The organism is Agrobacterium sp. fls2-241-TYG-188a (assembly GCF_030209845.1).
The window spans coordinates 734,177-747,918 of record NZ_JARVRD010000002.1 but is presented as its reverse complement, the minus strand read 5'-3'; the positions used below and the strand labels follow the sequence as shown (position 1 = coordinate 747,918).

General features: G+C 58.0%; 14 protein-coding genes. 6 read left to right on the top strand and 8 right to left on the bottom strand.

Translation table 11 applies throughout. The annotated features are described in order from the left end of the window. Window positions 1-16 precede the first annotated feature (16 nt). The gene (pdxA, locus tag QRN85_RS10410) at window positions 17-1,036 is read left to right on the top strand and encodes a 4-hydroxythreonine-4-phosphate dehydrogenase PdxA (protein ID WP_284757850.1); all 1,020 of its coding nucleotides are present in this window, start codon (window positions 17-19) and stop codon (window positions 1,034-1,036) included. Then, the gene (rsmA, locus tag QRN85_RS10405) at window positions 1,036-1,866 is read left to right on the top strand and encodes a 16S rRNA (adenine(1518)-N(6)/adenine(1519)-N(6))-dimethyltransferase RsmA (RefSeq protein WP_284757848.1); all 831 of its coding nucleotides are present in this window, start codon (window positions 1,036-1,038) and stop codon (window positions 1,864-1,866) included. Before pdxA ends, rsmA begins: the two co-directional genes overlap by 1 nt. Window positions 1,867-1,985: 119 nt before the next feature. Here the strand turns inward: rsmA and gmk are convergent, their stop codons facing one another. The 8 genes from gmk to QRN85_RS10365 form a co-directional block, all read right to left on the bottom strand. Next, the gene (gene gmk / locus QRN85_RS10400) at window positions 1,986-2,657 is read right to left on the bottom strand and encodes a guanylate kinase (RefSeq protein ID WP_062586989.1); all 672 of its coding nucleotides are present in this window, start codon (window positions 2,655-2,657) and stop codon (window positions 1,986-1,988) included. 6 nt (window positions 2,658-2,663) lie between these two features. Beyond that, window positions 2,664-3,551: a YicC/YloC family endoribonuclease gene (locus tag QRN85_RS10395; protein WP_284757846.1), complete on the bottom strand. Its 888-nt coding sequence runs from the start codon at window positions 3,549-3,551 to the stop codon at window positions 2,664-2,666. A 73-nt stretch (window positions 3,552-3,624) separates the two neighbouring features. Next, window positions 3,625-4,848: an endolytic transglycosylase MltG gene (gene mltG / locus QRN85_RS10390; RefSeq protein ID WP_062586987.1), complete on the bottom strand. Its 1,224-nt coding sequence runs from the start codon at window positions 4,846-4,848 to the stop codon at window positions 3,625-3,627. 309 nt (window positions 4,849-5,157) lie between these two features. Further along, a complete protein-coding gene (gene fabF, locus QRN85_RS10385) occupies window positions 5,158-6,420 on the bottom strand; it encodes a beta-ketoacyl-ACP synthase II (RefSeq protein ID WP_062586986.1) in 1,263 nt (420 codons plus the stop codon). A 234-nt stretch (window positions 6,421-6,654) separates the two neighbouring features. Continuing rightward, window positions 6,655-6,891 (bottom strand): acyl carrier protein, encoded by a 237-nt coding sequence (locus tag QRN85_RS10380; RefSeq protein ID WP_006727438.1) that lies wholly within the window; start codon window positions 6,889-6,891, stop codon window positions 6,655-6,657. A gap of 287 nt (window positions 6,892-7,178) precedes the next feature. After that, window positions 7,179-7,916, bottom strand: a complete 738-nt coding sequence (gene fabG / locus QRN85_RS10375) for a 3-oxoacyl-[acyl-carrier-protein] reductase (RefSeq protein ID WP_113093010.1) — start codon at window positions 7,914-7,916, stop codon at window positions 7,179-7,181. Between the two features lie 29 nt (window positions 7,917-7,945). After that, on the bottom strand, window positions 7,946-8,890 hold the full coding sequence (gene fabD / locus QRN85_RS10370) for an ACP S-malonyltransferase (RefSeq protein ID WP_284757842.1): 945 nt from the start codon (window positions 8,888-8,890) through the stop codon (window positions 7,946-7,948). 117 nt (window positions 8,891-9,007) lie between these two features. After that, window positions 9,008-10,291 (bottom strand): Nramp family divalent metal transporter, encoded by a 1,284-nt coding sequence (locus QRN85_RS10365; protein WP_284757839.1) that lies wholly within the window; start codon window positions 10,289-10,291, stop codon window positions 9,008-9,010. Window positions 10,292-10,537: 246 nt separating this feature from the next. Here QRN85_RS10365 and QRN85_RS10360 point away from each other — a divergent pair, with 246 nt between their 5' ends. The 4 genes from QRN85_RS10360 to QRN85_RS10345 all read left to right on the top strand — a co-directional run bounded on the left by QRN85_RS10360 (window position 10,538) and on the right by QRN85_RS10345 (window position 13,732). Continuing rightward, window positions 10,538-11,581 (top strand): aldo/keto reductase, encoded by a 1,044-nt coding sequence (locus QRN85_RS10360; protein WP_113099033.1) that lies wholly within the window; start codon window positions 10,538-10,540, stop codon window positions 11,579-11,581. Between the two features lie 287 nt (window positions 11,582-11,868). After that, window positions 11,869-12,339, top strand: a complete 471-nt coding sequence (rpsF, locus tag QRN85_RS10355; protein ID WP_062452557.1) for a 30S ribosomal protein S6 — start codon at window positions 11,869-11,871, stop codon at window positions 12,337-12,339. Between the two features lie 12 nt (window positions 12,340-12,351). Further along, entirely contained in the window at window positions 12,352-12,600 is a 249-nt protein-coding gene (rpsR, locus tag QRN85_RS10350; protein ID WP_042618600.1) for a 30S ribosomal protein S18, read from the top strand. Between the two features lie 160 nt (window positions 12,601-12,760). Continuing rightward, the gene (locus QRN85_RS10345; RefSeq protein ID WP_284757834.1) at window positions 12,761-13,732 is read left to right on the top strand and encodes a DUF2232 domain-containing protein; all 972 of its coding nucleotides are present in this window, start codon (window positions 12,761-12,763) and stop codon (window positions 13,730-13,732) included. Window positions 13,733-13,742 lie beyond the last annotated feature (10 nt).

The following is a 13,742-nucleotide window of genomic DNA, read 5'->3' as shown; positions in this document are numbered from 1 at the left end:
TGTGAAAGCGGAATTCGTGACCCTGCTACAATTGCCTTTGGCCCTCACGCAGGGCGACCCCGCCGGTATCGGCCCTGACGTTACCGTTACAGCCTGGGCCAAGCGCCGGGAGCTTGGTTTGCCTCCCTTCATTTTTGTAGGCGATCCTGATGTTCTCCGCAGCCGCGCCCATTTGCTCGGCGTGGACGTCACCGTGAAGGTTTGCGAACCTGAGGACGCCATCGCGGCGTTTCCAGATGCTTTGCCTGTTCTGCCCCTTCCCGTCGGTTTCGATGTTCAGGCGGGACAACCGCATATCGGAGCCGCACTGGCGACGATAAAGGCTATTGAAACGGCGGTTACACTGACTGTCGGCAAGAGGGCTGCGGCCGTCGTTACGAACCCGATTGCCAAATCGGTTCTCTACGAAGCTGGCTTTGGCTTTCCTGGACATACGGAGTTTCTGGCCGAGCTCTCAAAGAAAGCGACCGGGCAGACCGTGAAGCCCGTCATGATGATTGCCGGACCCAAACTGCGGGTGGTCCCGGTGACCATTCACATCCCGGTCAAGGATATCACGCACGCGCTGACGGAAGAGTTGATTATCGAAACCTGCCGGATCGTCGCGTCTGATCTCAGAACAAAGTTCGGCATTGACGCGCCGCGCATCGCCGTTGCCGGGTTGAACCCGCACGCGGGTGAAGATGGCGCCATCGGCATCGAAGACCGGGACATCATTCATCCGGCGACCATCCAGCTTCGCAAGGAGGGCATTGACGCCTTCGGTCCGCTGCCAGCGGATACGATGTTCCATGATGCTGCACGCAAGCGTTACGACGTCGCCGTGTGCATGTATCACGATCAGGCATTGATACCCGCCAAGGCGCTTGGTTTTGACGACTCCGTTAATGTTACGCTTGGCCTGCCCTTCATTCGCACGTCGCCAGACCACGGCACGGCCTTTGGAATTGCTGGACAGGGTATTGCCAATGATTCGAGCCTTGTCGCAGCGCTGATGATGGCCGCAGATATCTCATCGAGGCAGGTACCTGCATAATGGCAGCCATTGATGGTCTTCCACCGTTGCGCGATGTCATCCAGCGCCACGGTCTCGATGCAAAGAAATCCCTCGGCCAGAACTTCTTGCTCGATCTCAATCTGACTCAGAAGATTGCGAGAACGGCGGGTCCTCTCGAGGGCGTCACCGTGTTCGAAGTCGGGCCTGGTCCCGGCGGCCTGACGCGCGCGATCTTGTCGCTGGGCGCCAAGAAGGTCATTGCGGTCGAACGGGACAGCCGCTGCCTGCCTGCGCTGGCGGAGATCGCCGATCATTATCCAGGCCGACTTGATGTCATCGAGGGCGATGCTCTTAAAACGGATTTCGAGGGACTGGTCCCGCGAGGCGAGCCAGTCCGCGTCATCGCCAACCTGCCCTATAATGTCGGCACACAGTTGCTTGTTAACTGGCTTCTGCCGAAGCAATGGCCTCCCTTCTGGATGTCACTGACCCTCATGTTCCAGAAAGAGGTCGGCCAGCGCATCGTTGCCGAGGAAGGTGACAATCACTACGGTCGGCTTGGGGTTCTCTCAGGTTGGCGCACAGTTCCGGAAATGGCCTTCGATGTGCCGCCACAGGCTTTCAGCCCTCCCCCGAAGGTTACATCGACCGTTGTGCATCTTCTGCCACGGACGAAGCCTCTGCAGTGCGATGTTGCAAATCTTGAAAAGGTGACAGAAGCCGCATTCGGTCAGCGCCGGAAGATGCTGCGCCAGAGCGTCAAGTCAATCGGCGGCGAAGCGCTTCTCGAAAAGGCCGGTATCGACCCGACAAGGCGTGCGGAGACATTGTCGGTGGAAGAGTTCGTCCGGCTTGCAAACTGCCTGTGACGGGCCAGCCTTGCGGCTGAGCACGTCACGACCAGCTGCATGTCTCACGTTGGCCGGCATGTCTCACGCTGGCGACGCACACAGTCGCAAGAGCAGTTGCGTGAGAAGCCGCAAAACCCTTAGCGGCCAGGCAGCGTCGGTACTTCTTCCAGCAATCCGCGCACGAAGTCGAACATGCCATGACGGCGGTCGCGACGGACCCGCTCTGCCTTGACGATGGCCTCTACGGCCTCGAAGGCGGCCTGCAGGTCATCGTTGAGAATGACGTAGTCATAGTCCCGCCAATGCTCGATCTCGGACCGGGAGTTGGCAAGGCGCGTCTGAATGACTTCCTCGGTATCTTCGGCGCGACGATGCAGTCTTGACTGCAACTCCGTCATGGTCGGTGGCAGGATGAAGATCGATACGACATCGGCCTTCATCTTGTCCTGCAATTGTTCGGCGCCCTGCCAGTCGATGTCGAACAGCATGTCCTTGCCTTCAGCCATCGCCGTTTCCACAGGCTCGCGCGGCGTCCCGTAGAAGTTGCCGTGGACCTCTGCCCATTCCAGCAGCTCCTCGCCGTCGCGCATACGCTCAAACTGCGTTTTGGAGATGAAGTGATAGTGGATGCCGTCAATCTCGCTCTGGCGACGCGCCCTCGTAGTGACGCTAACCGAGAGGCTGATATTCTTGTCCTTCTCGAGGAGATTGCGGGCAATGGTTGACTTGCCTGCTCCCGATGGCGAGGAAATGACCAGCATCAAGCCCCTTCGGGCGATATGGACGGGAGGAATGCTGGCTGACGCCATGGGGGTCTACTCCAGATTTTGGACCTGTTCACGAAATTGGTCGATCACCACTTTCAGCTCTATACCTGCAGCGGTTACAGCACTGGCATTGGATTTGGAACAGATTGTATTCGACTCGCGGTTAAATTCCTGTGCAAGAAAGTCCAACTTGCGCCCGACAGGCTGCCCGCTGCCCAAAAGCTCCCGAGCAGCAGCGACATGGCCCGTGAGGCGATCAACCTCTTCGCGCAGATCGGCTTTCGTGGCCAACAGCACCGCCTCGGTGTGCAGGCGGTCGCGGTCCAGTGCCGTGCATCCGTCCGCGATGAGCGCAATCTGAGCCGCCAGGCGGGCGCGGATCTGCTCCGGCTGACGCGAGGGATCGGCCTCGATGACGGACGTCAGCGCCTCTATCCTGTCGATCTGCCCGGAAAGGATTTCAAAAAGCGATGCACCTTCGCGCTGACGCATGGCCTTCAATGCGCTGATGGCGACACCGAAGCCTTCAACGATGCTGCGATTTCGCGCCTCCTGCACATCCGGGCTTTCTTCCGGCTCGCGAAACTCCACCAGTCCGCGCACGGAAAGCAAGCTATCGAAATTGAGAGGTGCTTCGCTTACCGCACCGGCGAGATCGCGCTTCAATGCCAGCACCGCATCCAGTGCTTCGCGGTTGACAACCGCTTCCAACTTCGTTTCCGAGGTGGAAAGGCTGAGCCCTGCCTGAATGTTACCGCGAGAAAGGCTCTTGGATGCGATATCACGCAGCTCCGGCTCAATCGCTTCCATACCTGCTGGCAGCCTCAGGCGTAGGTCCAGGCCCTTGCCATTGACGGACCGGAGCTCCCATGCCCAGCGGTATCGTCCATGGAAACCGTCGCTGCGTGCGAAGCCCGTCATGGATTGTAATGTCATAAAATATACCCCCCCTGAAAAACCTTCGCTGCCACCGGCGCTCAGGCGTATGGCGGCAGCAGACCCTAACGTCTTAATTGTTTGCTGCAGGCTTTTCTGCCTGCGTGCCACCCGGCTGCCCGTCAACCGCAGTATCCGGCGTGCCACCCGCAGCAGCTTTTTCAGCCTCGATCTTGCGCCAACGGCGAACATTTGCGTTGTGATCATCAAGCGTCTTGGCAAAGGTATGGCCACCGGTCCCGTCGGCCACGAAATAGAGATCTTCCGTCCGCCAGGGATTGGCTGTCGCTTCCAGAGCGGCCCGGCCTGGGTTGGCAATGGGATGCGGCGGAAGACCACGGATGATGTAGGTGTTGAAAGGCGTTTCCTTCTGCAGATCCGACTGGTAGATCGGTCGGTCAGCCGGTTTGCCCTCGCCGCCGAAAAGGCCGTAGATGATGGTCGGATCGGACTGCAGCCGCATGTTCTTTTTCATCCGGTTATAGAACACGGATGCGACATGCCCACGCTCATCGTCTTTTCCCGTTTCCTTCTCAACGATGGACGCAAGAGTCACGAATTCCTGAACGGTCTTAATTGGCAGGTCCGGGTCACGACGCTCCCAGATCATGTCAATCAGGCGCGTTTGGGCGGCGCGCATCTGGTTGACGATCTCTTCGCGCTTGGTGCCGCGTGTGAAGGGATAGGTGTCAGGCCGTAGTGACCCTTCGGTCGGCAATTCGGCGGGAAGGTCGCCCTCCAATACGGGATCGGAAGCAAGACGCGCGAACATCTGCTTGACGGTCAGACCTTCCGGGAATGTCACCGTGTAGAGAATGGACTTTCCGGATTCGAGCAGCGCCAGAATGTCCTTCATGGACGTACCGGACTTGATTTCATATTCACCGGGCTTGGGCGTTTGGCCGGGCGTCATGTAGCGATCTGCCATCAGCCGGAAGATGCGGGCGTTGGAAATCGCCCCTTCACGCTCCAGATTATTGGCAATCTCAGCAAGACCTGCGCCATTGCGAACCGTGACCGTCTTGTTCACGTCGAGCGGACCGGGCTCGTGAAACGAGTTGATCATATAGTAGAAACCGGCGACGCCGATTACACACACCGCAACGACAAGCGTCATCAGGAAATTCAGGAATATAACGAGCTGGCTGTGGGCCTTGCGGGAGCGTTTTGGCGGAGCGGGAACTTTCTCAGGTCTCAAAGCCTCGGTCGGAGACTTTGGAATGATCGGGCCACCCTTGCTCTCGCTGGAGCCGTCACGTCCTTGGGGGGCCTGATTGTTCTCTCTCGTATCGCTCACCGGCGGTCCTTTTCAGTTCGGCATTACAGCGGCTTATGTGAGCAGGCAATGCGGCAAAAACAGGTTCGGCAGGCTATTCTGCACTCGATAGACGGGGAAACATCGAACACATCTTCGTTTCCAAAGACAGATATGTTTCCGCTTTAGAACGCTGCCGACACGAGCAGCGAAAAAGAACATCCCGGCACAGAAACCGGGATATTACGAGACACCGGATAAGAGCGAAACCAGATGATCTCGCCTGTACCTATGTCGGGAAGCTCAACGCTTTTTCTGCGATTCCCGCGCAAACGGCAAGTACCGTTCAGCTTATGCTTCGTAGCGGCGCAAAACGAGCGACGCGTTGGTGCCACCAAATCCAAAGGAATTGGACAGGGCAACATTGACCTGACGTTTGCGAGCCTTGTGCGGCACAAGGTCTATCGCCGTTTCAACATCGGGATTATCGAGGTTGAGCGTCGGCGGCACGATGTTGTCGCGGATGGCAAGCGTTGCGAAAATGGCTTCGATCGCACCGGCTGCACCCAGAAGATGGCCCGTTGCGGATTTCGTCGACGACATTGAAATCGTCGAGGCGGCATCGCCCACAAGACGCTCCACGGCACTCAGCTCGATCGTATCTGCCATGGTGGATGTGCCATGGGCATTGATGTAGTCGATGTCCGCAGGGGTAAGCCCTGCGCGCTTCAGTGCCATCACCATGCAGCGATATGCGCCTTCGCCATTTTCCGATGGAGCGGTGATGTGGAACGCATCGCCCGAAAGGCCATAGCCTACGACCTCAGCGTAAATCTTTGCGCCGCGAGCCTTGGCATGTTCCAGTTCTTCCAGAACGACGATGCCAGCGCCCTCGCCCATGACGAAGCCGTCGCGGTCCTTGTCATAGGGGCGAGAAGCCTTCTGCGGATCGTCATTATGCTGCGTCGACAGTGCCTTGCAGGCCGCGAAACCGGCAAGCGAAATGCGGCAGACGGGCGATTCCGCACCACCGGCGACCATGACATCCGCATCACCCAGCATGATCAGACGGGCCGCATCGCCGATGGCGTGAGCACCGGTCGAGCACGCGGTCACCACGGAATGGTTGGGTCCGCGCAGCTTGTGGCGAATGGAAACCTGTCCGGAAATGAGGTTGATGAGGCGGCCAGGAATGAAGAAGGGAGAGATGCGGCGTGGACCCTTGTCACGCAGGGTGTAGCCCGCTTCCACAATACCTTCCAGACCGCCAATGCCGGAGCCGATGAGGACGCCGGTCATGATCTGGTCTTCGTCTGTCTCGGGGTGCCAGCCGGCATCGTTCAACGCCATTTCGGCAGCGGCCATTCCGTAAACGATAAACGGATCGACCTTGCGCTGCTCCTTTGGCTCCATCCAGTCGTCGGCGTTGAAGGTGCCATTGGTGCCATCGCCAACAGGAATGCGGCAGGCGATTTTAGCAGGGAGATCTTCGACCTCGAACTCGGTTACCAGACGGGCACCGTTCTGACCGGCCAATAGCCGTTCCCAGGTGATTTCTGTTCCGCAACCAAGAGGAGATACCATGCCGGTACCGGTGATAACGACACGTCTCATCGCTAATGCTCCGCCCTTATCCAATCATCCCCGCACATCATAGTTTTGGAAAACCGGCAATGTTTTCAAAAACTACGATGTGCCTATTCCAATTTCAAAGCACCCTCCGCGCGTTCGCAGGGCACCGCATTCCATTCCTGACAATCGCACGATACGGCGCGCAGCAGGATAAAATATTGGCCCGGACTGGCCGGGCCATATCGGGAAGGCTGACGCCTTCCCTAATTCGGTCGATTAGGCCTGAGCCTTTTCGATGAACTTTACAGCGTCGCCTACGGTGAGGATCGAGTCTGCTGCATCGTCCGGAATTTCAACGCCGAATTCTTCTTCGAACGCCATAACCAGTTCAACGGTGTCGAGCGAGTCAGCGCCCAGGTCGTCGATGAAGCTTGCGCCTTCAACGACTTTTTCGGCGTCAACGCCAAGATGATCAACTACAATTTTCTTTACGCGTTCTGCGATATCGCTCATGTCGGTTTCCTCGACCTTTACTTTGAAAGGAATGCCTTCTTCAGACACCCTGCCCTGTTAAAACCCCAAGCACCCTTTACAAGGCAGGCGCCGTGGGCAAACCCGTTCAACCCGGTTCAAGCTAAACATCGTCACGAGAAATCGCAACGGCCGCCTTTGTTTCCGGGACGACTGTTCACAGTCTTCGCCCGCTTAACACGGTTTCCGGGGAGAAAAAAGCCTTAAAATAGTGCTAACCATCTTGCTCTACAGGCAATTTTCTTCACGGCGTGCCAGCTGGACGACTGTTAGATCATTGCCATGCCACCATTCACATGAAGGGTCTGGCCAGTCATATAGCTTGCTTCGTTGGAAGCAAGGTAAAGCACAGCGGATGCAATCTCGGCACCTGTTCCCATGCGCTTCATGGGAATGGCGCCCATGATGGCGTCTTTCTGCTTGTCGTTCAGCTTGCCCGTCATCGCGCTTTCGATGAAGCCGGGCGCGACGCAGTTTACCGTAACGTTGCGCGTGGCGATTTCCTGCGCCAGCGACTTCGAAAAACCGATCATGCCCGCCTTGGAGGCGCAATAGTTGGCCTGACCTGGGTTGCCGGTCACACCAACGATGGATGTGATGTTTATGATGCGGCCAAAGCGGCGGCGCATCATGGGATGCGTCAGTTCGCGCGTCAGACGGAACATGGAGGTGAGGTTCACCTCGATGACATTGTCCCAGTCCTCATCGCTCATGCGAACGAACAGACCGTCCTTGGTGATGCCGGCATTGTTGACGAGGATATCGACACCCTCGAGCTCCGCCTCTGCCTTTTCGCCAAGCGCCTTGACTTCTGCTCTGTCAGCCAGATTGGCGGGGAAAATCTTGGCGCGCTCGCCCAGCTCACTGGCAAGCGCTTCCAGTTTCTCGACGCGGGTGCCGTGCAGGCCAACCGTTGCGCCGCGCGCGTGCAATGTGCGGGCGATTTCCTCGCCAATGCCACCAGTTGCACCGGTGATGAGAGCCTTGCGGCCGGTCAGATCAAACATGATGCCTATCCTTTGTCTATCTTTATAACTCAGCCGAGAAGTGTTGCCAGAGCGGCATCGATATCCGCAGGCGTCCCGACGGCAACGCCGTTCACCGTCTTGTCGATACGGCGCGCCAGACCCGTCAGCACCTTGCCGGAGCCGATTTCATAGAGTGTCGTCACATCGTTTGCGGCAAACCACTCAACGGTTTCGCGCCAACGCACCTGGCCCGTCACCTGCTCCACCAGCAGACGCGCAATTTCGTCGGCATCAGAGACCGGCGCTGCGCGAACATTGGCGATGACGGGAACGACAGGGCTTTTCTTGCTGACATTGGCCAGCGCCTCACGCATGGCTTCAGCCGCAGGCGCCATCAGCGCGGAATGGAAAGGTGCGGAAACGGGCAGCATGATGGCGCGCTTGGCACCCTTTTCGGAGGCGAGAGCAGCAGCCCTTTCAACCGGAGCCTTCGAACCGGAAATCACAAGCTGTCCGCCGCCATTGTCATTGGCGATCTGGCAGACGCCATCAGCGGCGGCTTGGCTGCAGATTGCGTCGACATCGCCGTGCTCCAGCCCGATGATGGCGGCCATTGCACCTTCACCGACGGGTACTGCCGCCTGCATGGCATTGCCGCGAATGCGCAGAAGACGTGCCGTATCCGAAAGCGAGAAGGTTCCGGCAGCGCAGAGCGCGGAATATTCGCCAAGCGAATGGCCCGCAACATAGGAAACCTTGTCCGCCAGATTTAGACCGCGTGCTTCCAGCACCCGCATGACAGCCACAGAAACGGCCATCAATGCAGGCTGCGCATTTGCGGTCAGCGTCAGGGTTTCTTCCGGTCCATTCCACATGACGTCGGAAAGCTTCTGGCCGAGAGCGTCATCAACCTCTTCGAAGACGGCGCGTGCCTCCGCAAAGTTTTCGGCAAGCTCCTTGCCCATGCCGACAGCCTGGCTGCCCTGTCCCGGAAATGTAAATGCGATAGCCATGGGATCCATCCCTTCTCTTATTTGTTGGGACTTCCATTCACATTCCAGCTCACGGAGTCAAGGCTTTGCGGGGTACGCAAGGCTTCTGTCCACCTCTCACACCCCGCAATTGCGGCTTTATCGTGTGAACAGACCAACGACTTCGGTGATGCACAGTACGATGAACAGCAAGGCGGAAATGCCGAGCAGACCGTTCGAAAGCCAGCCGCTGCGCCATTCTTTCGGCACGCGTTTTGAGTTCAGCAGCCAGATGAGCGTCAGGGCAAGGAAGGGCATGAAGAAAGCGCCCAGCGCACCATAGATGATGACAAGCAGGAAAGGCCTTCCGAGAAACAGCAGCACCATGGGCGGAATTGTCAGCCAGAAAAGATAGAAGCGAAATGCCGGGGTCTTTTCCAGCCCTTCCCGGCTGCCGGTCTCTGCCTTGATGCCACGGACGAAATCCGCAAACAGCATCGACACGCCCTGCCACACGCCAAGCACCGAAGACACCGCAGTGGCAAAGAAGCCGACGAGAAACAGCGTGGACATGGTGCTGCCGAATCGTTCCTCCAGCACACGGTCCAGATCAAGCAGGCCGCGATCGCCGGTCGAAAGCGCGATCTGGGAGGCGTAGAGCAGTTCGGCGCCGATGATAAGCATCGAAATGACGAACATGCCGGTGACGATATAAGCGACGCGGTTATCGAGCCGCATGACGCCCATCCAGGCAGGCGTGCGCCAGCCCTTGGCATTGACCCAATATCCATAGGAGGCCATCGTGATGGTGCCGCCGACGCCGCCAATCAGGCCGAGCGTATAAATTGCCGAGCCTTCCGGGATCGTTGGAATAAGACCTGTTACGGCTTCACCCACATTCGGCGAAACCATGATCGCGATGCCGATCACGATGACGAACATGACGCCGATGAAGATTTTCATGACGGTTTCAAAGGCTTCGTAGCGATTGAAGGCGACAAATGCGGCGCAGGAAAGTCCCGTCAGCACCGCCCATGCCCAAAGCGGCACGGATGGAAAGAAAACCGCGAGAGGCAGGGCAGTCGCGCTCATGGCCGTTGCGCCATACACGAAACCCCAGACCATGATATAAATGCCGAAATACCAGCTCGTCCATTTTCCAAGCGAGCGCCAGCCATCCAGCATGGTGGAGCCGGTTGCCAGATGATAGCGCGCCGAGCCTTCCGCAAGCGCGATCTTGACGATGCAGCCAATGACCGCCGCCCATAAAAGCGCGTAACCGAACCGGGAACCGGCAATCAGGGTGGCGACAAGATCGCCCGCACCAACGCCTGTGGCCGCCGCTACGATTCCCGGACCGATCAGTTTCCACCGACCGGTTGCGGGCGGGGCATCGTTTCCGCCCTCCTGTGGCGGTCGGGCTATGGCTGCACTGTCTGTCATCTAGCGTCCTCCAGCTTGTTCTGATCAACACTCCAACGCGCAGCGGGCATTATTTGCCGACGCGCAAAGAGCAAAAGCTTCCACGCTATTTGCATTAGCGAGATTGAAAATACTACCCTTTGCCGATAACAGGATGTTGATCCGTCGTTATTCCGGGCATTTCGGAATGTTTTTCCACGAACTTGACCCGCTGCGGCCTCATCGCCATCTTCCTTCGAGCTACACGCCAAGCATCAGGACATCTTCATGAAATATAATAATCTGGGACGCACAGGCATTTCGGTGTCTGAAATCTGCCTCGGCACCATGACATGGGGCACGCAGAACACCGAAGCCGAGGCGCATGAGCAGATGGACTACGCAGTCGATCAGGGTGTCAATTTCTTCGATACCGCCGAGCTCTATCCAACCACCCCCGTCTCAGCCGAGACGCAGGGCCGAACCGAAGATTACATCGGGACCTGGTTCCAGAAATCCGGCAAGCGCAAGGATATCGTCCTTGCCACCAAGGTTGCGGGCTCAGGCCGCGACTACATCCGCAACGGCCGTGAAATTGATGCGGCGGGAATTCGCGAAGCGGTGGACACCAGCCTTTCGCGCCTGAAGACCGACTATATCGATCTCTACCAGATCCATTGGCCAAACCGTGGCACCTATGCCTTCCGTGGCAACTGGAACTTCGACGCCTCCAGGCAGGACAAGGTCAAGACGCTCGAGGAAATCACCGAAAAGCTTCAGACACTTGGCGAACTGGTCAAGGCTGGCAAGATCCGCGCCATCGGCCTGTCCAACGAAAGCGCCTGGGGCACGCAGAAATTCATCGATATTGCCGAGGCCAACGGTCTGCCACGCGTTGCATCCATTCAGAATGAATACAATCTCCTCTATCGTCCCTACGATCTCGACCTTGCAGAAGTTTCGCATCACGAAGACGTCGGCCTGCTCGCCTACTCTCCTCTCGCAGGCGGCATCCTGACGGGGAAATACCAGAGCGGTGCGCGCCCGGAGGGCTCCCGCGCTTCCATCAACGGCGATATCGGTGGACGGCTGCAGCCGCTTCAGGAAGCTCCGGTCAAGGCCTATCTGGAACTCGCCTATGAGCACGGCCTAGACCCGGCGCAACTGGCTCTGGCGTTCTGCCTGACACGCCCCTTCATGGCATCCGTCATCATCGGCGCAACCACTATGGAGCAGTTGAAGACGGACATAGCCGCCAAGGATGTGGTGCTTTCCGATGAAGCCTTGAAGGGTATCGCCGACATCCATCGCCAATACCCGATGGCGATTTGAGGCCGATCAAAACGAGCTATCTGGACAGCGCGCTTGCAATCCTGGCAGAAATCCGTATAAGCGCGCTGTTCACAACACCCGGTCCAATTGGCTGGTGGCTGAACGGAGGGCTGGTTTCGTTTACGAAACAGCAGGAACCATAAGGTTTTTCCGGCCTCCCGTGTCTCCGCTCTCGACCGTCTCGAACAACGCTTTTCTTGCCCTTGGCTTTCGCCAAACAGGAGCAGTCGTTGAGGCTTAGCGCCGTTGCCGGGTGATGAATGAAACGCAAGAAAGGCAAAGCTTAAATGGCTCTTTACGAACACATCTTCCTTGCCCGGCAGGATATCACTGCCCAGCAGGTCGACGCACTTGTCGAGCAGTACAAGGGCGTTATCGAATCGTTTGGCGGTAAAGTCGGACGCGTCGAGAACTGGGGTCTGAAGTCCCTGACATACCGCATCAAGAAGAACCGCAAGGCTCACTACGCTCTGATGGACATCGATGCTCCGGCGCCGGCAATCCACGAAATCGAGCGTCAGATGCGCATCAACGAAGACGTTCTTCGTTATATGACCATCGCCGTGGAAGCCCACGAAGAAGGTCCGTCTGCAATGATGCAGAAGCGCGATCGCGACGACCGTCCACGCCGTGACGGCGACCGTCCTGACCGTGGCCCGCGTGAAGGCGGTTTCGACCGTGGTCCTCGCCCGCCGCGTGAAGGTGGCTTTGGCGACCGTGAAGACCGTCCGCGCCGTCCGCGCGAAGACCGTGCATAAGGAGCATATATAATGGCTGACGCATCTTCTTCCCAGGCACGCCGCCCGTTCCATCGCCGTCGCAAGACGTGCCCTTTCTCCGGCGCTAACGCTCCGAAGATCGACTACAAGGACGTACGTCTTCTGCAGCGCTACATTTCCGAGCGTGGCAAGATCGTTCCTTCCCGTATCACAGCTGTTTCCCAGAAGAAGCAGCGCGAACTCGCTCAGGCGATCAAGCGCGCTCGTTTCCTCGGCCTGCTGCCTTACGTTCTGTCTTAATTGACGGTGCGAGGCCGCGTCTTCGCGCGGCCTCGTTTCTATCAGTAGATATCTCCTTCCGCGTTGGGCGCGGATCGATCCAGATATGAAATCCCATGTTGGGGATCCGGTTCAAACGGGCCATCCTCTAACTGCTACCAAATCCCAGCAGGACAGCGACGTGCAAAAACTGAACCAGACAGTGCTGATTTCCGGCATCCTTGCCGGCATATGCGCAGCGTTTCTTACGCTCGGCGCAACTGCACAGTCGTCCATGTCATTCCTGCTCTATGCTGCTTCCGCCATGCCCGTGCTCGTCGCCGGCCTGGGCTGGGGCAATGCTGCAGCCATCGTTGCCGTGCTGTCCGCCGCCTTTCTGGGTGCGCTGGCCGTCTCGCCGATTTTCGCGCTTACGATTTCAATCTTTACACTGGTTCCAGCGGGCTGGCTGTCTCATCTTGCCAATCTCGCACGCCCCGCTTCCGAGCTTGGTGGCCCTGAGGATCTGCTGGCCTGGTATCCACTTTCAGGCATCGTCCTGCATCTGTGCGGCCTTATCACCCTATCGGTCGTCATTCTCGGAACGATGATCGGCTACGGTCCTGAGCTCGTTTCGCAGCTGGTCGATGCAATGATGACGTCGGTACAGGCGCGCGAAGCAGGCTTCACGCCGGATGCGACGGCCCTGTCTCAGACAAAGTCCCTGCTGGTTCTGATGCTTCCCATGATTCAGGGCGGCCTTTGGGTTATCATGCTCTTTGCGGCCTATTACTTTGCCTGCCGCATGGTCAATTCCTTCGGCAAGGGTCTGCGCCCGCGCGAAGATATCGCAGCCGCTTTGCGGATGCATCGCAACGCGATCTTCGTATTTCTGGCCGGTATCGTCATGACCTTCGTCGGCGGCACTGTCGCCATGGTCGGCGCTGTCATTTGCGGCACCTTCGGCGCGGGCTTCCTGATGGCCGGCTATGCCGCCCTGCACCACCGTTCCAAGGGCAAGGACTGGCGCTGGCCGGTTCTGGTCCTCAGCTATATTTCAGCGGTCTTCGTCTTTCCGCTGCTCATCATTCTCGTACTGGGTCTGAGCGACGTGCGCAGCACGATCTCCCTCACCCCTGTACGGAAATCCGACAACAACGAAACCGATAACTAGAAAGGATCAA

Excerpts from the sequence above, each read along its gene's own strand:
- rsmA (WP_284757848.1), top strand. The coding sequence starts at position 1,036 with ATGGCAGCCATTGATGGTCTTCCACCGTTGCGCGATGTCATCCAGCGC.
- gmk (WP_062586989.1), bottom strand. The coding sequence starts at position 2,657 with ATGGCGTCAGCCAGCATTCCTCCCGTCCATATCGCCCGAAGGGGCTTG.
- QRN85_RS10395 (WP_284757846.1), bottom strand. The coding sequence starts at position 3,551 with ATGACATTACAATCCATGACGGGCTTCGCACGCAGCGACGGTTTCCAT.
- fabF (WP_062586986.1), bottom strand. The coding sequence starts at position 6,420 with ATGAGACGTGTCGTTATCACCGGTACCGGCATGGTATCTCCTCTTGGT.
- QRN85_RS10380 (WP_006727438.1), bottom strand. The coding sequence starts at position 6,891 with ATGAGCGATATCGCAGAACGCGTAAAGAAAATTGTAGTTGATCATCTT.
- fabG (WP_113093010.1), bottom strand. The coding sequence starts at position 7,916 with ATGTTTGATCTGACCGGCCGCAAGGCTCTCATCACCGGTGCAACTGGT.
- fabD (WP_284757842.1), bottom strand. The coding sequence starts at position 8,890 with ATGGCTATCGCATTTACATTTCCGGGACAGGGCAGCCAGGCTGTCGGC.
- QRN85_RS10365 (WP_284757839.1), bottom strand. The coding sequence starts at position 10,291 with ATGACAGACAGTGCAGCCATAGCCCGACCGCCACAGGAGGGCGGAAAC.
- QRN85_RS10360 (WP_113099033.1), top strand. The coding sequence starts at position 10,538 with ATGAAATATAATAATCTGGGACGCACAGGCATTTCGGTGTCTGAAATC.
- rpsF (WP_062452557.1), top strand. The coding sequence starts at position 11,869 with ATGGCTCTTTACGAACACATCTTCCTTGCCCGGCAGGATATCACTGCC.
- rpsR (WP_042618600.1), top strand. The coding sequence starts at position 12,352 with ATGGCTGACGCATCTTCTTCCCAGGCACGCCGCCCGTTCCATCGCCGT.